Here is an 18447-nt window from a genome sequence, read left to right as displayed (position 1 = left end):
GATATCCTCCTTGCCTTGCGGAACACCGCGGTCAGGATTGTGCGCAAATGGCCAAGACCCCTGTGATTGCGATTGTGGACGACGATGAAGGCGTTCGCACTTCGCTTGCGAGCCTGGTGCGTTCGCTCGGCTACGAGGCCGATGCCTACGAGTCCGGCCTGGACTTCCTGCGGCATGCGCCGGGAGACGATCCGGCATGCATGATCGCCGACGTGCAGATGCCGGTCATCACGGGCGATGAGCTGCAGGCCCAATTGATCGCCGCCGGCCGCCGCTTCCCGATCATCTTCATGACGGCATTTCCAAGCGAATCCGTGCGCCAGCGCGTCATGGCCGCAGGCGCGCATTGCTTTCTCGGCAAACCCTCCAGCGGCGATGAGATCATCCGCTGCCTCGAAGAGGCTCTGGCAGGCCACGCGCCGTAGCCCGCTTATTCGTCCCTCGCGCAACGGCCCTCCTCCCCAACCAGACGTGCATTCCGGCAACCGGGTTGGCGGACCGGAAATACCGGCGGGAGCTGCAAACCTCATAATCGTCGTCGACTTTTTCGACTTCGGCCGGGCGGCACGCTCTGCCGAAAAACGGATGAGGCACGATGCCCGTGAACGCCACCAGTGCTGCCGCGCCGTCCCCGTTGGTCTTCGCCGGCTTCCCGGCAAGCTCCTGGACCTTCGCACTGCGGGTATGGCTGGCGATGATGCTCGCACTCTATGCGAGCTTCTGGCTCGAACTCGAATCCCCCTCGTCGGCGGCCTTGACCGTGGCGATCCTGGCTTTGCCGACACGCGGTCAGGGCATGGAAAAAGCCGGTTACCGGCTGCTCGCGACGGCGATTGGGGTCATGGCATCGATTGCGATCGCCGGCGTGTTTTCTCAAACCGACGGCCTCCTGCTCGCCGTGCTCGGCATCTGGGTCGGGCTCTGCGTCTATGTCGCCGCCATGCTGGACGGCAATCGTGCCTATGCGGCGGCGCTCGGCTGCATCACCGTTGCCCTGATCGCCATCCAGCAGATCGACACGCCGCTCCAGGTGTTTCCGACCGGCATTGCGCGCGGTGCCGCCATCGGCATCGGGGTGCTTGCGGTGGCGCTGGTCAACGAGGTGCTGGCCGCGCCGGACTATCATCCGGTACTGGCAGGCCGCATCGAGGCGCTGTACGACCGGGTCAAGGCCCACACGCACGGTACCGACCGTGACTCCGCGGTGGCTGCAGCGAGCCTGTTGCACGACATCGCTGCGATACGTCCGGAGATCGCTAGCCTTACCACGGAATCGAGCATCGGCACGGCTCGGACCGCAGCCGCGCGTTCCGCGCTGGTCGACCTCGTCAGCCTCCTCTCCCTTGGGCGCATGCTCGCGGCGCTCCCGGTCACGTCCGCCTCAGCGCAGAGTGCGAACGGCCCGGACCAGAAGGCGGCCAGGCTGACGGCCATTTCCCGATCCTGGCTCCGCAGCGAGATCAGCCATAAGCTTGCCCAGGTCCGCAGCAGCCTCGATGCGCTGCACCAAGGGGTACGTCCGTATCATGCATGGCGCGCGCCGCTCTACCGCTCGCGCCGCATTGCGGCGGAAACCGGCGCAAGGGCCGCGATCTCGTTCGCACTGATCGGGCTCTTCTTCGTGTTGACGGGATGGCCGACCACCGAACTCTGCCTCTCGCTCGTCGCGGTGATCCTCGGCCTCGGCTCGACGGCGCCCGCGCCACGCACCTTCACGAAGGTCACGGTGATGGCGATGCCGATCGCCTGCGCGCTGGCCGGCATCCTGAAATATTTCGTCTTCAACGGCGTGTCCGACTTTCAACTGCTGGCGATCGGTCTCGCGCCTGTCGTCATCGGCTTCGCGCTGCTGATCTCGTCGCCGAACCCGCTGCCGTCTTCCCTCGGCCGGCTCACCCTGGTGTTCACGATCGCCGTACTCGCACCGACCAACCCGCAGAACTACGACCCCGAGGTGTTTCTCGTGACGAGCTTCTTTGCCTGCCTGTCGTCCCTGCTCGTGCTCGCAGCGCAGACGCTGCTTCCTCCATTGTCGGGCGACCAGCGAGTTCGCCTGCTGTTGCGAGAGGCTACGAGCGAGCTGGGCCAGCTCGACCGCTGGCGAGTTCGAGACCTCGCGCCAGAGGAAGCCGCGTTTCGCGACGCGGGGCGAGTCGAACAGATTTTGAGCGCAAACGGCGCCTCGGCTCTCAATGGTCAGATCGCGGCGAAGGCGATGCGCTGTTTCGACCAGGCTGAGAGCTTGCGACGCTGCCGCGCCGAACTGGAGCGGCTGACCCAAGGTCCGCTCGCCCGAGTGGTGCAGGACGCTCGAGACGCCCTTGCCCAGCGCAACGGTGCCGCGATCCTTGCCGCTGCCGAGGCGCTGAGCAAGGCGGCATCGCAAAACAACCTGTCCGCCAATTCGGCCATCGCCGCGCTGATTCCGGCAAGTACCATACTTGCACCATCGCAGTCTCCAACAGACCCCAGCCAAGGCAAGCAGCCATGACAACTACATATCGGGAGCTCGTCATCGGTGGCGTGCTCATTGCGCCCATCGTCTCCTATGCCGCAATCGCGCTGCTTGCGTTCCTGATGCTTCGCCCGCTGCTGCGCATCGTCGGTTTCGCGAGAGTCTTCAGCAACCCGTCGCTGGCCGAGCTTTGCCTCTACGTGGCGATGTTCGGCACGCTCGCGCTGTTCTTCTAGGGAGAAGTGCCATGGAAGCCACCCTGCCTCGGGACGTCACGCCGCTTCATCGCGAGCCCTCAGCCGAAGCACCAGTCGATGCCGCAGACGCCGTGGACGGTTCAAACGCGCCGCAGACCGTGGCGCGCGACACCAGCGATCGGGCACCGGACAGCATCAGACCCTCCGCATGGGCAACGCCCGCCACGAGGCCACTGCGCCAAGCGGTCGGCCGCTTCATGCGCGGTGCCGGCAGGCACCTTGCGACTGTCGGCATCGCACTGGTCGCAATTCTCATAGCGGCTTCAACCTGGCAGCACTACGTCACCGCGCCCTGGACGCGGAACGGCACCGTCCGCGTCCAGGTCGCGAACGTGGCGCCGCAAGTGGCGGGCAAGATCGTGGAGCTTCGGGTGGCCGATAACCAGTTCGTCCACAAGGGCGACGTCCTCTACGTGATTGATCCGTTCGACTTCGAGGTTGCCGTTCGGGTCGGCAAGGCTCTGGTCGACCAGCGGGCGGCGGACCTCGTGGTGAAGCAGGCCGAGTTCGACCGCCGGCAGCACCTGTCAGATCTTGCGACAACGCCCGAAGAACAGCAAATCTATGCGGGCAACGCGGCGCAGGCGAAGGCTGCCTACGAGGCTGCGGCGCACCAGCTCGCACAGGCGGAGCTGAACCTGAAGCGCACGAGCGTGGTCAGTCCCGTCGATGGTTACGTCACCAACCTCCTGTTGCGCGCGGGAGACTATGCCGTCACCGGCGTCAGCAACGTCTCCGTGATCGATTCCAACAGTTTCTGGATCGACGGCTATTTCGAGGAAACCAAGATGGCGCGGGTCTGCATCGGCGATCGCGCCGAAGCCCAACTGATCGGCTATCCCAAGCCGATATTGGGACATGTGAAGACCGTGACGCGCGGCGTCAGCGTGTCGAACGCCGCCGCGGGCACACAGGGCCTGCCCAACGTGGACCCGATCTACACCTGGGTGCGGCTCGCGCAGCGCGTACCGGTTCGCCTCGCCATCGACACCGTGCCACCCGATGTGCCGCTCGTCTCCGGCATGACAGCGACGGTAACGATCCGGCAGCCCTCCGCGAGCGAGGGCCAAACCTGGCTCGACCGGTTCCGCGCGAACTTCGTCGATCCCGTCTCCGATCTGTTCGGCGCAGGCCGCCCGCCTCGTCCGGACTGCCTGCAGGCGACATCGCAGCAACGCCCCGAGGTGGACGTCCTTCCCTATACGCGCGAGCCCGCGGCGGTTCCCCCGGCAGAGAAGATCGCACCCGGCCTGACGCCCGGCATCGACGCCTCGCCACGCCTGCCCTGAAACAGGCCAGGACGCCTGACCTGGACGAGACGCACCATGTGTCTCGTCCCCTCCCGCACGCACCAGCGCAGCAGCCAGCACGCTAGTTCCGTGCGGCGGCCTGACCTCGACACCACAAAGGCCCGGTCTCACGTGCTGCGTACGGGCCTCGCGTGGATCATGCGAAATGAGAAACGGCGGGGGTTCATGAAATACTCTGGCTACGGGATCGGCGATGGTGTGCGTGTTAAGTGACTGAGACCCCCAAGTCACGGCTCGAGCCTCCCTCCTCCCTAGGCATCCGAGCACTTTTAGGGGCCGTCCTCCCCAAGGGACGGCCCCTTTTTTGACGGCACAATGCGCGATCGAGGCCATCGTCCCGTTCGGGATTTTCCGGCGCTAGAGGTCGACGTGACGCGTGAGCCAGGTGCGGACGCCCTGAAGGCTCCTGAAATCATCCAGCGCGTGCGCCGGAACTCCGTGTGCGGCTTCCGCCGCCATGCCGCTCAGCGCGTGTCCCGGCCCGAGCTCGAGAAACCCTGTCGCACCCGCTTCGACACAGGCTTGCAGGCAATCGGCCCATTGCACGGTCCGCGAGATCTGCGCGGCGAGTTTGTCGAGACCCGTCTCGGGGGAGACGACCGGAGCGGCATCGATTCCGCTCAGAATGCGCGCACCGGTCCGCGGCGGGAATATCACCGATGCCTCGTGCAAGGTCTGACGAAAGACGGCGGACGCCGCGGCGAGGCGTTCGGTGTGGGAGGCGACCTCGACCGGCAACGCAACGATCCTAGCGTGCATCGCCCGCGCGTCTCGGGCAAACTCGCTTAGCGCCTCACGACCGCCGCCGACGACAAAAGCATCACCCGGATTGACGATGGCGACCGCCGTGCCGTGTCGCTCGCAAAGGCGATCGACCTCGTCCCGGGAAGGACCGCGGACGAAGATCAGTCCGTCACCGGCGCGCGTGGCCGCATCCATCGCCTCCGCGCGACGCGCCACCAGATCGAGCGTTGCGGTCGCGTCAAACAGCCCGCCGACACCCCAGGCCGCGACCTCGCCGACACTGTAGCCGGCAATGATGGCGTCAGGCGGAATGGCATCTCCGAGCGCGGCCGCGGCGGCGAGGGCTTGCAAGGTGCACAGAACCTGGCCAGCACGATTGCGATGCAGGGCATCGTCGGATTCGGCGTGCACAAAATCGCGCGGATCTCTGCCGCCCAGCAATGTCGCCGCATGCGCGAACAGGGGCGCGGCCTCCGGCGCATCGCCCGTGAGGGCGAACATGTCGCGATGCTGCCCGCCCTGCCCCGAACAAAGGATTGCCAATGTCATGGTCGCGCCCTAATGCGGAAAGAGCAGCGCAATCACAGTCGCCAGCGTCGGGACGCTGAATGCGGTGCTGGCGATAACCATGGACCCCACCCTTGCGGAATCCAGCCGGTAGTTGACCGCGAACAAAATCCCGAAGAAACCCGAGGGAACGGCGGCGAGCAGAATGGCCGTCTTCGCTGTATCCTGCGCGATCGGAAGGACGAGAATGACCGCGACAGCCAACAACGGGCGGACGATGTCCGAGGCCACCGTTGCAGCGCTGATCTTCCAATCCAGCCGGAACGATTGCGCCGACAGAATGGCTCCGGTGAGGAACAGGGCGACGCCGGCAGCCGAGCTTCCGATCAGGGCGAGGCTCGCGTGAGCCACCGCGCCGAGGCTCACGTCCGACAACGAGAACACGATGCCGAGCGCGGGCGCCAGCACCACCGGCTTGGTGATCGCACGGCGGACCGCCGTCAAGATCTGCCGCGCCGCCATTTCTTCGCCACGAGCCTTGGCGACACCCATTTCCGCTACGATCAGGGTCAATGGGCTGATGAGGATCGAGCCCGCCGCCAATGCGACGGCAACCGGAACGGCGCCGGTTGGACCCACGACTGAGGTCATGATCGGAAGACCCACCCCGGCGAGATTCGGGAAGCCGATCGTCAACGCCTGCAGGGACGCCTCGGACCGGGAGAGCTTGGAGAGCCGGCGTGCGGCAAGATACCAGGCAAGATAGAGCAGCAGCATCGTGATGCCGAGCACAAGGAAGAGCGGGACCTGGTCGATCATCTCACGGCGCGACGCCGAGGCGGTCGCGGCGAACAGTGAAGCGGGCAACGCAAAATCCATCACGAGCGCGTTGAGAGCGTCGACATGGAGATTGTCGACGACATGAAGTTTGCCGGCGGCGTATCCCAACAAGAGAACGAAGAAGATCGGCACGAGCGCCATCAGGATTGCATTTGACATCATCGGCATGGGCTCTCATGGGCATCGACAAAGAGCGTCATCGCGAGCAGATCGGCCGATCCACCCGGGCTGAGACGACGGGCGACGAAGCTGTCATGGATCGATTGCGCACGCGCACGCCAACCGGGCACGCTGACGCCGCCGGCATCGATGAAGCAGCGCGCCGCATCATGCGCAAAACGAAGGCCGTCGAACCCACCGCGATGCAGGAGGTTGGTGTCTTCGACCGAGGCGATCAGGGCAAAGCATGCCTCGACCCGGGCGGCTTCGGTATCTTCCGACACGGTATGCGCCACCCTGCGCAGCGCCGGCAATCCGATCCGATAGACGCAGGGAAATCCGTTCGCGGCCTCGGTACGCGCACCGCCGGCGCGAAAACGGCGTCGGGCCGCGCTGCCGTGGCTATGCAACAGCACCGGACCGTCGAGAATGCCGTCGCCCCACAGGCGCCTCACGACCTCGCCAAGCGAAAGCTCGGGATCGACCAACCCGCCGGCCCTCGCACCGGCCGCCGCGCACAACAGGCCGAGCCCGAAGATCGCGCCGCGATGCGTGTTGACGCCAGAGGTCGCTGCAAACATCGCCCGCTCGGCCTCGAGGCCGATGATCCGCAGCCGCCCCATGCCGCAGCCGCGCGCGCCTGCATCGGCCAGGTGCTGAAGATGGGGCTCGATCGCCGCGGCACTGCGACGGAACGTGCCGGCATCCATATCATTGTGACTGCCATTGTCGATATGACTCACGAGCCCCGGCTTCGGCCAGGTTTCCAGCTCCTCGACGAGGCAGCGGGTGGCGATGGCGCCGATGGCGGAAACGTCGGGCGAGATGCGCGGCCGACGCTGAACCGACCTTTCCAAACCTCGCATGGCCGCGGTGATCATGATCCCCTCGCTCCGGAAATGAATCGATTCCTGCCGAGCAGGATCACGCTCTCGATGCTCTTCACCAGGAGCTCGCTCCCGCCGCCATGGAGCTCGCGCCAGTTCGCGGCAGCACCATCTGCGCGCATCAGTTCGCCATCGATCCGCATCGGAGCTTCATTCTCGATCGCAGCCACATCGGCAACGAAACGATCGACGTCAGTTTCACCGCGAAACTCGAACAGCACATCGAGGTCCGATCGGTCCGTCACGTAGTCGAGCCCGGTGAGCGATTGCCAGGCCAGGCTGCCGAAGACGCGCGCGTCCACCGAGTGACGAAGCTCCAACCGGTCGAGCCGGTCGAGCGTCGGCCACCAGTTGCGCGGCGCGTAAGCCCGCACCTGCCGCAGTGACGGCGGCCTCGCTACCGAGACGACGTGGTCGATATCAACCAGGAGGGAGATCCGCTTCTTGCCGGCCGAGGGCGGTAATGGCAGGCCCAGTGCAAGACCGGCTTCCTCGTATGGCAGAGCACGCCGCCTGATCGCCGGCCAGCCCATTTTGGACCAACGTGCGACCAACGCATCGGCAGCGAGATCGCCGCGCGCTTCCAGCATCGCGCGCCATCCTGCCGGGCTGACGAAGACGAGGTCATGACGACCCGGTGAACGTTCACCTTGCTTGCAGGGCCAGGTCACGAACCCGCTCCGCAATATCAGCGGCCTTCAGCCGGCCTCCACGCGCCTTACCAAGCGCATCCCGCTGGTCTCGCGCGGCCGGCATGTCGGCCAGCAGCGCCTCCAATTGATCGGCGAGCGAGACGTCGTTGCCCCATGTCATGTGAACCGCGCCCATCTGCACGAGATTGGACAGCCCCGGCGCGAACACCGGCGTCGACTTCGCCTTCTCCTCGAGCGCTTCCATCGATAGCTTGGTGACCTTCGCCATCGACGGCAGGTCCATCACTGCAGGGTGTGCGCCGGGCAATCCGATCAGCACGCGGGTTGCAAGTCCCGTCGCGAGCAGAGCGCCCGCCGCCGAGTGACCGTAGAGAAGGCCGATGGTCGGGCGGCCGTTCATGTCCGCGTGGATCAACACTTTCGCCAGATGCGCAAGGAATTCGTTCAGCCCGAGCAACTCGTCGCGCTTGCTCATGCGCTGGCTGTCGCTATCGACGAGCACCAGGATCGGGCCAGAGTCCCGGCCGATCGACGCCAGGATATGGCCGGACAATCTGATCGCCTCGTCGACGCCCAGTGCGGTTCGATCCGCGACACCGAGGACGAGCATTTTGTCGCCGCGTCGCAGCGTCGCCGAGCCGAGAAGGACGCCTTTGTCGTTCCTGATTTCATGGCCCTTTGGGAACAGCGAGGCGAGAATGTCATCGAGCGTCACGGCTGGTCCTCCCGATCCTGTCGGCGAGCGTAATGAACTGATCGGCCGGCAGCTCCGGAACCGTTTCAGCATGCGCGATGCCCTGCGCCGTCCAGATATCGACCGCATCCAGGCAGGCGCCGTAGCGGCTTAGCCGGTCGGCAAGCCGCTCCTGCTCTGCCTTCAAGCTGTCGAGGCCGAAAGGTCCGATCTGGTCCAGCAGTTCGAGCGCGGCTTCGCGGAAATCCTGCACGTTATCATCGGCAAAGACATCCGCGGCGCCGAGCAGCCGGCGATGCTTGCCGCCCATGGTTCGCCAGACCAGCGCGCGGTCGCGGGAGTCGAACTCCTCGACGCCGCGATTGGTCTCGATGACCTCGGGGCCCGACACCGCGATGCGCCCGGGCTCCGAGACGGCGAGAGCCGAGCAGCAGCCTGCGATCAACCCACCGCCGCCATAGCATCCGGACCGGCCGCCGATCAGGCCGACCACCTTCACGCCGGCGCTGCGCGCCTCCATCACCGCCCGCATGATCTCGGCGATGGCGAGCTCGCCCGCATTGGCTTCCTGCAACCGGACGCCGCCGGTGTCGAACAGGATCAGGACGGGGATCGATGCGATCTGGCGCGCCGCGCGGAGTAACCCGATCAGCTTGGCGCCATGCACCTCGCCGAAGGCGCCGCCCATGAAACGGCCCTCCTGTGCGGCAACGAACACCGGCGCGTCATCGAGGCGGCCATGGCCGACGACGATGCCGTCGTCGAACTGCTCGGGCAGATCAAAAATCTTCAGATGTGGACTGACCTCGCGCTGCTCGGGACCGATGAACTCGACGAAGCTGCCGACGTCAAGCAGCAGCTCCAGCCGCGTGCGGGCCGACGCTTCGTAGAAGCTGGTGCTGCGGGCGCGCTCGGCCGGTGTGACGTCCCTGAGTGGTGTGGTCATTGGCCGTTCTCCGTGATCAATCGCACTGCCTGCGCCAACCGAAGCGAGACCGTATCGGGGCGCGCGCCGCCGTCATTGATCGAGAATCTCAGCCCGCCGGGCGAATAGCGTTCGACGAAATCGCCGATTACGGCGGTCCAGACCTCGCCGAAGCCAACCGCCGCGGTCCTGATCTCGATGGTGCATTCCGCATCCGGGAGGACGCGTTCCACCAGCACCTCCAGATTGCCCGAGGCGACAACGCCGACGATCGCGCTCTGCCTGGCGCCGCCGGCTCTGGTGCGAACGCTGTGCTGAAACCTAAGATCTTCCATGGCCCGTCCTCACCAGTTCCTGAACTTCGACGGCGGCGCGTAGAGTCCGCCGGACCAGCGCACGAGGTCCTTGATCGAGCGCGCCGCGAGCAGGCTACGATCCGCATCGAGCGGATTGATGCCGAGGTCCTCCGGGCGGCGGATCACCCCGCGTTCGCGCAAGTGCGCGACCATGCCGTGATCCCGCCGACGGCCGACATCGGTGTAGCCGGCAACGCCGCGGATGGCCTGCTCACGCTCCTGCGCGCTATGGCACAGCAGCAGATTGGCGACGCCCTCCTCGGTGACGATGTGCGTGACGTCGTCGCCATAGATCATGATCGGCGCGAGCTCGAGCTCCAGCTTCTCCGCGAGTTCGATGGCATCGAGCTTCTCGACGAACAGCGGCACGTTCTTGTCGCCGAACGTCTCGCCGATCTGCACCACCAGCTTGCGGCCGCGGCGCATCAGGGGAGAGCCGTCGGGGTCGGACTCCGCCCCGGCCTTCAGCCAGGGCTCGCTCGGATGACGCCGGCCGCGCGCATCCGCTCCCATGTTCGGCGCGCCGCCGAACCCGGCGATGCGGGAGGTGGTGACGGTCGACGAATTTCCCTGCAGATCGATCTGCAACGTCGAGCCGATGAACATGTCGCAGGCATAGAGCCCGGCGGTCTGGCAAAAGGCGCGGTTCGAGCGCAGCGAGCCGTCGGGGCCGGTGAAGTAGACGTCGGATCGGGCGCGGATGTAGTCGTCCATGCCGACTTCCGAACCGAACGAGTGGATTTGCCGGACCCAGCCGGATTCGATCGCGGGAATGAGTGCGGGATGCGGGTTCAGAGCAAAATGGGTTGCGATCTTGCCCTTGAGGCCGAGCCGCTCGCCGAAGGTCGGCAGCAGGAGCTCGATCGCGGCCGTGCTGAAGCCGATGCCGTGATTGAGCCGCTGCACGCCATAGGGAGCATAGATGCCCTTGATCGCGAGCATCGCGGTCAGGATCTGTCCCTCGGTGATCGCGGCCGGATCGCGCGTGAACAGCGGCTCGACGAAGAACGGCTTGTCGGACTTGACCACGAAGTGGACGCGATCCGCCGGGATGTCGACCCGCGGAACCTGCTCGACGATCTCGTTGACCTGGGCGATCACGATGCCGTCCTTGAAGGCCGTTGCCTCCACCACGGTCGGCGTGTCCTCGGTGTTCGGACCGGTGTAGAGATTTCCGTCATGGTCGGCGCTGACGGCAGCAATCAGCGCAACGTGCGGCGTCAAGTCGATGAAGTAGCGTGCGAACAGTTCGAGATAGGTGTGGACCGCGCCCAGCTCGATCTTGCCGCCGAACAGCATGCGCGCGATGCGGGCCGACTGCGGCCCGGAATAGGCATAGTCCAATCGCTTCGCGACGCCGCGGTCGAACAGATCAAGATGCTCGGGAAGAACGACGCCCGACTGCACCATGTGCAAGTCGTTGACCCTGGAGAGGTCGACCGCGAGCAGCGCGCGACTGAGCAGATCGGCCTGCTTCTGGTTGTCGCCTTCCAGGCAGATCCGATCGCCCGGCCGGATCACGGCTTCGAGCAGGCGCGTGGCATTGCCCGCTTCCACGACTTTGCCGCGGGCAAGTCCGCCGCCTGCGGCGATGCGGGCATCACGCGTGGCGCGGTTGTTCTGCCAGCTCGTCATGGCCTTTGCTCCTTGACGCGCGTCAGGTCACGAACCGGTCCTCGACTTGCGCTGGTCTTCTCGATCACGCTCATGGAATTCTCCGGGGGTGGGCAGTCAGGCCGGCGGGAGTGCTGCCTCTCCCGCCGGCCCTCCGTTCACCGGCCGTGCGTCAGGACCGGCAAAAAAGCGGCGTCAGCGAGTGACCGGTTGATCGATGCTGCGCGCTGCGCGCGTGATGACGGCCGCCACTTCCTTGGGATGTGACTCGTAGACCGAGTGGCTCGCGCCCGGGATCACTGTGGTGTGGCTCTTGGCACGCTCGTAGTACCAGCGCTCCAGATCGGGATTGATGATCTGGTCGCCGCCGGCAACGATGCCCCAGCTCGGCTTGGTCTTCCACGCAGCCGCCGTCAGTGGGGTGCTGAACACCTGTGCCGCGGCCAGGACCTGGGAGCGTGCCACGAACTCGGCGCGCTCACGCGGCAGATCGGGCGCGAACAGTTTCGGGAATTGCACCGGATCGAGATAGGTGAACTTGTCCGGCGTGACCTTGATGACGCCCTCGGTCTTTCCAAGCACGCTCGGTGTCTTCTTGCCGAGCGCCGACTCATCCTCGCCGACGTCGGGGGCGTGCGCGGCGACGTAGACGAGGCCGGCGACTTTGGGATGGACGCCGGCCTCGGTGATGATCGAGCCGCCATAGCTGTGGCCGACGAGGAGTGTCGGACCATCCTGGAGATCGAGAATCCGCTTCGCTGCCGTGACGTCGTCGGCGAACGACGTTTCCGGCTCCTGCACCATGGTCACGCGGAAGCCTTCCTTGCTCAGGATTTCGTAGACCGGCTTCCAGCCGGACGCATCCACCCAGGCGCCGTGCACCAGGACGATATTCTTAACGGGTTCCGCACGCGCCGGGGCGACGCTCGCGAACAGGGAAAGGGCTGCAGCAAAGGCGAGACCTGCGTTGAGATGCTTCATGTCGGGATCACTCCGGGTTGGAACGATGCGACACTACGTTGGCCGCTTGCCCGCGTATTTCGGCAAACAACGGCCCTTGCCACTTCGCACGCCGGGAATTATCGGCCGCAGCTCTGATCCAGCTCACGCTCCGGTTTCTCTGATGGCACGATCTCGTGCGCATGCAAAGCAGCCGACGTTCGCAAGCGAAAGACGGCGCGTATCGGTGCTGTCATTCGAGACAGACGTTCGCTAGCGACACGAGAGGATCGACAATGACATCGAATTCACTCATCCGGATTGCAGCTGCCACTATAATGCTGCTGCAGGCGGCATCCCCGGCCCGCGCTGCGTCCTGCGAAAATTCGATCGGGCGTGTCCAGGCACAGCTGGACGCCGCGATCGAGAAGAATGCCGGCGCACATGGCTGGAGCCCGGAAAGCCTCGATGCACTGCGCAGTCATCAGCCCACGCCACGATCGCTGGCGCAAGCGGAAGGCGCGAGCGGATTGTACCTTCGACACGCGCTCGATGCCCTCGACCGCGCACGCGCCGCGGACAGCTCCAGCGACATCGCCACGTGCCGCCGGGAGCTGTCCGAGGCAAAGCGACTGCTTCGGAAGGGGCCCCAATGATCCCGGGGGTGGATGGCTTTCGATCGTGCGGCCAGACAGCGGGACGTGCATTCAGGGAATACCGGCACGCCGGCCGCTCCCTATCGTTCCGTACACATGAAAGAATCCGGAGCAGCCCATGCGAGAACAGCTCTCATTGAACAGGTTCGGATGCCGCCGATCTGCATCGATGCATCTCGGCGTGGCGCTCGCAACCAGCCTGATTTGGCTGATCCCGGCCGCGGCGAATGCGCAGATGACGCTGCCGACGACGCTGCCCCCTGTCGGCATGTCTGCAACCTCGCCGCTCAACCTGGGCTCCACGCGGCCAGAAGGCATTCCGCTGGGCTCGACCGAAATCGCCACTCCTGGCGTATCCCCGATCAATCCTTCGCAAGCAATGACGAACTGCCCCCCATCAGGGAATACCGGATCGTCGGGGGCCTTGTTTGACGGCGGCGGCCTCTCCGGAAGCCCGCCACTCGGCTGCCCCGACGGCACGACGACCCAGGCGGCCTTGCCACCCTCGACATCGACGGTCGGACGCGTCGGGATTCCGCTCGGATCCACCGAGCTCGGCGGCGCCGGAATCAGTCCGTCCCTGCCGGTGCCCGGCCCTGCCCCGATGGGCAGCACGAGCTCAATCGAGGGTTCCGGCAATCCCTGAGATCAAGAAGGACCATCACCGTGAAACGGAAGCTCACCCTTGCACTGGTTGCTCTGGCCGCGATCCTGATCGGCGCAAGCCTCTGGTTCTACGGCAGCGACCACAGGCCGGCCGTGGCGGCCGCGCCGGTGCCAGCTGCCGTGCCGGTCGTCGCAGCCACCGTCACCGGCAAGAACGTCCCGATCTACCTGCGCGGCATCGGCACCGTGATCGCCTACAACACCGACGTCGTGCGCAGCCAGATTCAGGGGCAGATCGTCAAGATCGCCTTCACCGAGGGACAGACCGTCAAGGCCGGCGACCTGCTCGCCCAGATTGATCCGCGTCCCTACGAGGCGCAGATCGAGCAACTGACGGCCAACCGCGACAGGGACCAGGCGCAACTCGTGAACGCCGAGGCCAATCTCGCACGCTACAATCAGCTCGGCGACAAGGGCTACGCGACTCCGCAACTGATCGAGACGCAGACGGCGCAAGTGGCGCAGCTCAAGGCCGCCGTGAAGGCCGACCAGGCGTTGATCGATCAGGCCAACGTCCAGCTGAGCTACACGCGCCTGACCTCGGCCATTCCCGGCATCACGGGCGTTCGCCAGATCGATGTCGGCAACGTGATCCATCCGACCGATCCCAATGGTCTCGTCGTCGTCACCCAGATCGAACCGATCTCGCTGCTGTTCACCCTGCCGCAGACCGACCTGCCCTTGATCCAGGAGTACGCTGCGAAGGGATCGCTGAAGGTCATTGCCTACAGCCAGGACAACAAGATGAAGCTCGACGAGGGCACGCTGCTGCTGGTCAACAACGAAATCGCAGGGACGACCGGCACCGTCCAGCTCAAGGCAGTGTTCCCGAATCGTGAGCACCGGCTGTGGCCGGGCCAGTTGGTGAATGCGCGCCTATTGCTCGAGGTCCAGAAGGATGCACTCACTGTCGCGGGCTCGGCCGTGCAGCAGGGACCGAACGGCAGCTATGTCTACGTCGTGACCAAGGACCAGACGGCCGCCTTGCGCCCCGTTCACGTCGCACAGATCAGTGATGGCCAGGCACTGATCGACCAGGGGCTGAAGTCAGGTGACGTGGTCGTGGTCGACGGCCAGTATCGGCTGACGGAAGGCAGCCGCGTCCGGGAACTGCATGGCAAAGCTGCGCAGGAAGCCGACCTGCAAAGTGCCGTGCAGGACGCGATCCCATGAACCTCTCGGCGCCCTTCATCCTGCGGCCGATTGCAACCGCGCTACTGATGGCCGGCTTGCTGCTGTGCGGCCTTGCGGCCTATCCACTGCTGCCGGTCGGTGCGCTGCCGAACGTCAATTACCCGACGATCCAGATCTCGGCGCAGTTGCCCGGCGCCGATCCGGGCACCATTGCCTCGTCGCTCGCCACGCCGCTCGAGCAGCAGCTCAGCCAGATCCCCGGCATCACCCAGCTCACCTCGTCCAGTGCACTCGGCGTGGTCCAGCTCACGGTGCAATTCGAGCTGTCGCGGACGGTGGATAGCGCGGCGGTGGACGTGCTGGCCGCGATCAATGCCGCCAGCCCCTTCCTGCCGCCGAACATCCCCTATCCGCCGACGATCAGAAAGGTGAATCCGGCGGAGACGCCGATCATGCTGATCGCGCTGACGTCGGACTCGCTGCCGCTGACCACGGTCGATGCCTATGCGGAAAATATCCTGTTGCCGAAGATTTCGCAGGTACCGGGCGTGGGCCTGGTCGGCATCGGCGGCCAGCAGAAGCCGGCGATCCGTGTTCGCGTCAATCCGCAAGCGCTTGCCGCCCGGGGGATCGGCCTCGAAGACGTCCGCAACGTCATCGCCGGTGCCAATGTCGATCTGCCGAAGGGCACGCTCAACAGCCCGCGCGTCACCTACACGCTGAATACCAACGACCAGCTGCTGAAGCCCTCCGCCTATGAAGACCTCATCATCGCGTATCGCAACGGCTCGCCGGTGCGAATCCGCGATATCGGCACGGCGATCGAGGCGCCGGAAAACGATCTCCTGGCCGGCTGGTACGGCAAAGAGCGCGCTATTATTCTGGCGGTCCAGCGCGTGCCCGGCGCCAATGTGATCGAAACGGTCGACCGGATCAAGAAGCTGCTGCCGCAGCTTCAGGCTTCCGTTCCGCCGGCGATCAAGGTGACGATCGCCGCCGATCGCACCGCCACCATTCGCGCAGCGGTTTCCGACGTCCAATTCACATTGCTCCTGACCGTCGCCCTGGTGGTGATGGTCATATTCCTATTCCTGCGGAATTTCTGGGCCACCGTCATTCCGGCGATCACCGTTCCCCTGGCGCTGATCGGGACGTTCGCGGTGCTCTATGTGCTCGGCTACAGCCTGGACAACCTCTCGCTGATGGCACTGTCGATCGCGGTCGGCTTCGTGGTGGACGATGCGGTCGTGGTCATCGAGAACATCGTGCGCCATCTCGAACAGGGCATGACGCCGCTGGAGGCCGCACTCAAGGGCTCCGCCGAGATCGGCTTCACGATCGTCTCCATCACGCTGTCGCTGATCGCAGTGTTCATCCCGCTCTTCCTGATGGGCGGCTACGTCGGCAAGCTGTTCCAGGAATTCGCCGTCACCATCACCGCCTCGCTGCTGCTGTCGCTGGTCATCTCGCTCACCCTGACGCCCATGATGTGCGCGCGCCTTCTGAAGGACGATTCGCGAAGGAAGCACGGCCGGGTCTATCTCCTGTTCGAGCGCGGCTTCGATGCCCTGCTTGCGCTTTACGCGCGGGGCTTGCGCGTGGTGCTGCGGCATCGCTTCGCGACGCTGCTCGTCATGCTCTCGACTGTCGCGTTGACCGGCTACCTCTACGTGATCATCCCGAAGGGATTCTTCCCGCAACAGGACACCGGGCAGATTGTCGGTATCACCGAGGCCGCCCAGGACATCTCCTTCCCCGCCATGTCCGAACGCCAGCAGGCGATCGTGAGCATCCTCTCAAAGGATCCGGCGATCCAGTCGGTGGCGAGCTATATTGGTCCGGGCGGCCCGACCGCGACGCTCAACCAGGGGCGCATCTTCATCGTGCTGAAGCCGAAGCCGGAGCGCAAGGCGAGCGCCGACCAGATCATCGATCGGCTGCGCCCGCGGCTTGCCCATATCCAGGGCATCACGCTCTATATGCAGGCGGCGCAAGACATCACGATCGGCGCGCGCCTGTCGAAGACACAGTATCAGTACACCCTGACGGACGCCGATTCCAACGAGCTCACCCACTGGTCGGCGATCTTCCTGGAGAAGCTCCGCGCGCTCGACGTCATCAGCGACGTCGCAAGCGACCAGGCCAACGCCGGCCCACGGCTGGAGGTCACCGTCAATCGCGAGGTCGCCTCCAGCTTCGGCATCCTGCCGACGACGATCGACAATGCGCTCGACGACGCCTTCGGCCAGCGCATCGTCTCCACCATGTTCACCTCGCTGAACCAGTACCACGTCGTGATGGAGGTCGATCCCAAGTTCCAGTACGGGCCCGAAGCGCTCAAGGACATCTACCTGAACTCGGCCAGCGGCCAGCAGGTCCCGCTCAGCACGCTGGTCCATGCCGTCATCAAGCCTGCGCCCATCCTGATCAACCACCAGAGCCTGTTTCCCTCGGTGACGATCTCATTCAACCTGCGTCCGGGCGTCGCGCTGGGCGATGCGGTGACGGCAATCCAGAAGATCGAGAAGGAGACCGGCAAGCCCGCCTCGCTGTCGACCTCGTTCCAGGGCAACGCCCAGGCGTTTCAGTCCTCCCTGTCCGGCACGCCGCTGCTGATCGGAGCCGCGTTGATCGTGATCTACATCATTCTCGGCGTTCTCTATGAGAGCCTGATCCATCCGATCACGATCCTGTCGACGCTGCCTTCGGCGGGTATCGGCGCGCTGCTGCTGCTGCTGGCTGTCCACATGGACCTCAGCGTCATCGCCATCATCGGCATCATCCTGTTGATCGGCATCGTCAAGAAGAACGGCATCATGCTGGTCGACTTCGCGCTCGAAGTGGAGCGCCGGCACGGGCTCAGCCCTGAAGAGGCGATCTACCAGGCCTGCACGCTGCGCTTCCGCCCGATCCTGATGACGACGATGGCCGCACTGCTTGGCGGCGTGCCGCTGATGATCGGCTCCGGCACCGGCGCGGAGCTGCGCCAGCCGCTCGGCTACACGATCGTCGGTGGCCTGATGCTGTCGCAGATCCTGACGCTCTACACCACGCCCGTCGTCTATCTCTATCTCGATCGGCTCGGCAACTGGCTCACCGCGCGCAAGCCGCAGGCCGCCAAGACATCCACCCCATCCACGACCGAGGCACAGACGGAATTGAGCCATGAATCCGCTTGAGAAAGTGACGACCGGCATGACCGCCGAAAAACTGGTGACCGTCACGCCCGAGATGACAGTCGGCCATGTGGTGCCGGGCATGCCTGAAGTCTACGGCACGCCGATGATGATCCTGCACATGGAAATGGCTGCCGGATCGGCGGTTCAGCCGTTCCTTCCCGCAGGTCATGTCAGCGTCGGGATGATGGTCAATATCCGCCATCTGGCCGCGACGCCGGTCGGCCGCACGGTGCGGGCGACGGCACGAATCGTCGCGATCGACGCCAGAAGCGTCCTGTTCGAGGTCGAGGCCTGGGAGGGCGACCGCAAGATCGGCGACGGCACCCACCGCCGTGGCGTCGTCAATGTCGCCGAGTTCGAGCAGCGATTCGGCGTCACGAGGCCAACCGCCGAGATGGCCCAGGATCGCATCCAGCAAGCCCGATCGCAGTTTCGTGCGTTTTGACAAGACGCCTGCGAAAACGCAAAAGAC

18 protein-coding genes are annotated in these 18447 nt (G+C 65.1%); 9 read left to right on the top strand and 9 right to left on the bottom strand.

Going from position 1 to position 18447, the window contains the following annotated elements; translation table 11 throughout:
• Positions 1 to 47 precede the first annotated feature (47 nt).
• The 4 genes from EDE08_RS18495 (at position 48) to EDE08_RS18480 (ending at position 4001) form a co-directional block, all read left to right on the top strand.
• Positions 48 to 425, top strand: coding sequence for a response regulator transcription factor (locus tag EDE08_RS18495; protein WP_131869943.1), 378 nt, complete (start codon positions 48 to 50; stop codon positions 423 to 425).
• A 170-nt stretch (positions 426 to 595) separates the two neighbouring features.
• On the top strand, positions 596 to 2491 hold the full coding sequence (locus tag EDE08_RS18490) for an FUSC family protein (RefSeq protein WP_131869944.1): 1896 nt from the start codon (positions 596 to 598) through the stop codon (positions 2489 to 2491).
• Positions 2488 to 2691, top strand: coding sequence for a DUF1656 domain-containing protein (locus tag EDE08_RS18485; protein ID WP_131869945.1), 204 nt, complete (start codon positions 2488 to 2490; stop codon positions 2689 to 2691). Before EDE08_RS18490 ends, EDE08_RS18485 begins: the two co-directional genes overlap by 4 nt.
• A gap of 11 nt (positions 2692 to 2702) precedes the next feature.
• A complete protein-coding gene (locus tag EDE08_RS18480) occupies positions 2703 to 4001 on the top strand; it encodes an HlyD family secretion protein (protein ID WP_131869946.1) in 1299 nt (432 codons plus the stop codon).
• A gap of 378 nt (positions 4002 to 4379) precedes the next feature.
• Here EDE08_RS18480 and EDE08_RS18475 read toward each other — a convergent pair whose 3' ends face one another.
• From EDE08_RS18475 to EDE08_RS18435, 9 genes are all read right to left on the bottom strand, one after another.
• Positions 4380 to 5315 (bottom strand): acyltransferase domain-containing protein, encoded by a 936-nt coding sequence (locus EDE08_RS18475; protein ID WP_131869947.1) that lies wholly within the window; start codon positions 5313 to 5315, stop codon positions 4380 to 4382.
• 9 nt (positions 5316 to 5324) lie between these two features.
• Positions 5325 to 6275, bottom strand: a complete 951-nt coding sequence (locus EDE08_RS18470) for an AEC family transporter (RefSeq protein WP_131870240.1) — start codon at positions 6273 to 6275, stop codon at positions 5325 to 5327.
• Positions 6272 to 7153 carry a triphosphoribosyl-dephospho-CoA synthase MdcB gene (gene mdcB, locus EDE08_RS18465; RefSeq protein WP_131869948.1) on the bottom strand — a complete coding sequence of 294 codons (882 nt, stop codon included), beginning with the start codon at positions 7151 to 7153 and terminating at the stop codon, positions 6272 to 6274. The genes EDE08_RS18470 and mdcB overlap by 4 nt, the downstream gene beginning before the upstream one ends.
• Positions 7150 to 7830, bottom strand: a complete 681-nt coding sequence (gene mdcG, locus EDE08_RS18460; RefSeq protein ID WP_131869949.1) for a malonate decarboxylase holo-[acyl-carrier-protein] synthase — start codon at positions 7828 to 7830, stop codon at positions 7150 to 7152. Before mdcG ends, mdcB begins: the two co-directional genes overlap by 4 nt.
• On the bottom strand, positions 7805 to 8527 hold the full coding sequence (gene mdcE, locus EDE08_RS18455) for a biotin-independent malonate decarboxylase subunit gamma (protein WP_131869950.1): 723 nt from the start codon (positions 8525 to 8527) through the stop codon (positions 7805 to 7807). Before mdcE ends, mdcG begins: the two co-directional genes overlap by 26 nt.
• Entirely contained in the window at positions 8514 to 9452 is a 939-nt protein-coding gene (locus EDE08_RS18450; protein WP_131869951.1) for a biotin-independent malonate decarboxylase subunit beta, read from the bottom strand. The genes mdcE and EDE08_RS18450 overlap by 14 nt, the downstream gene beginning before the upstream one ends.
• Entirely contained in the window at positions 9449 to 9766 is a 318-nt protein-coding gene (gene mdcC, locus EDE08_RS18445) for a malonate decarboxylase acyl carrier protein (RefSeq protein ID WP_131869952.1), read from the bottom strand. The genes EDE08_RS18450 and mdcC overlap by 4 nt, the downstream gene beginning before the upstream one ends.
• Positions 9767 to 9775: 9 nt before the next feature.
• Positions 9776 to 11422, bottom strand: coding sequence for a malonate decarboxylase subunit alpha (gene mdcA, locus EDE08_RS18440; RefSeq protein ID WP_131869953.1), 1647 nt, complete (start codon positions 11420 to 11422; stop codon positions 9776 to 9778).
• A 174-nt stretch (positions 11423 to 11596) separates the two neighbouring features.
• Positions 11597 to 12382, bottom strand: coding sequence for an alpha/beta hydrolase (locus EDE08_RS18435; protein ID WP_131869954.1), 786 nt, complete (start codon positions 12380 to 12382; stop codon positions 11597 to 11599).
• Between the two features lie 296 nt (positions 12383 to 12678).
• On the opposite strand from EDE08_RS18435, the gene EDE08_RS18430 reads away from it, so the two are divergent.
• From EDE08_RS18430 to EDE08_RS18410, 5 genes are all read left to right on the top strand, one after another.
• Positions 12679 to 12996 carry a hypothetical protein gene (locus tag EDE08_RS18430; RefSeq protein ID WP_245524819.1) on the top strand — a complete coding sequence of 106 codons (318 nt, stop codon included), beginning with the start codon at positions 12679 to 12681 and terminating at the stop codon, positions 12994 to 12996.
• Positions 12997 to 13165: 169 nt separating this feature from the next.
• Positions 13166 to 13642 carry a hypothetical protein gene (locus EDE08_RS38490; RefSeq protein ID WP_165936013.1) on the top strand — a complete coding sequence of 159 codons (477 nt, stop codon included), beginning with the start codon at positions 13166 to 13168 and terminating at the stop codon, positions 13640 to 13642.
• Positions 13643 to 13662: 20 nt separating this feature from the next.
• Positions 13663 to 14835, top strand: a complete 1173-nt coding sequence (locus EDE08_RS18420; protein WP_131869956.1) for an efflux RND transporter periplasmic adaptor subunit — start codon at positions 13663 to 13665, stop codon at positions 14833 to 14835.
• A complete protein-coding gene (locus EDE08_RS18415) occupies positions 14832 to 17975 on the top strand; it encodes an efflux RND transporter permease subunit (protein ID WP_131869957.1) in 3144 nt (1047 codons plus the stop codon). The genes EDE08_RS18420 and EDE08_RS18415 overlap by 4 nt, the downstream gene beginning before the upstream one ends.
• Complete coding sequence (locus tag EDE08_RS18410; RefSeq protein WP_131869958.1) at positions 17962 to 18420, top strand: thioesterase family protein; 459 nt, start codon at positions 17962 to 17964, stop codon at positions 18418 to 18420. The genes EDE08_RS18415 and EDE08_RS18410 overlap by 14 nt, the downstream gene beginning before the upstream one ends.
• Positions 18421 to 18447: the final 27 nt, after the last annotated feature.

The organism is Bradyrhizobium sp. R2.2-H (assembly GCF_004346455.1).
Classification (GTDB): Bacteria; Pseudomonadota; Alphaproteobacteria; order Rhizobiales; family Xanthobacteraceae; genus Bradyrhizobium; species Bradyrhizobium diversitatis.
This window is presented reverse-complemented; position numbering and strand designations above follow the sequence as displayed.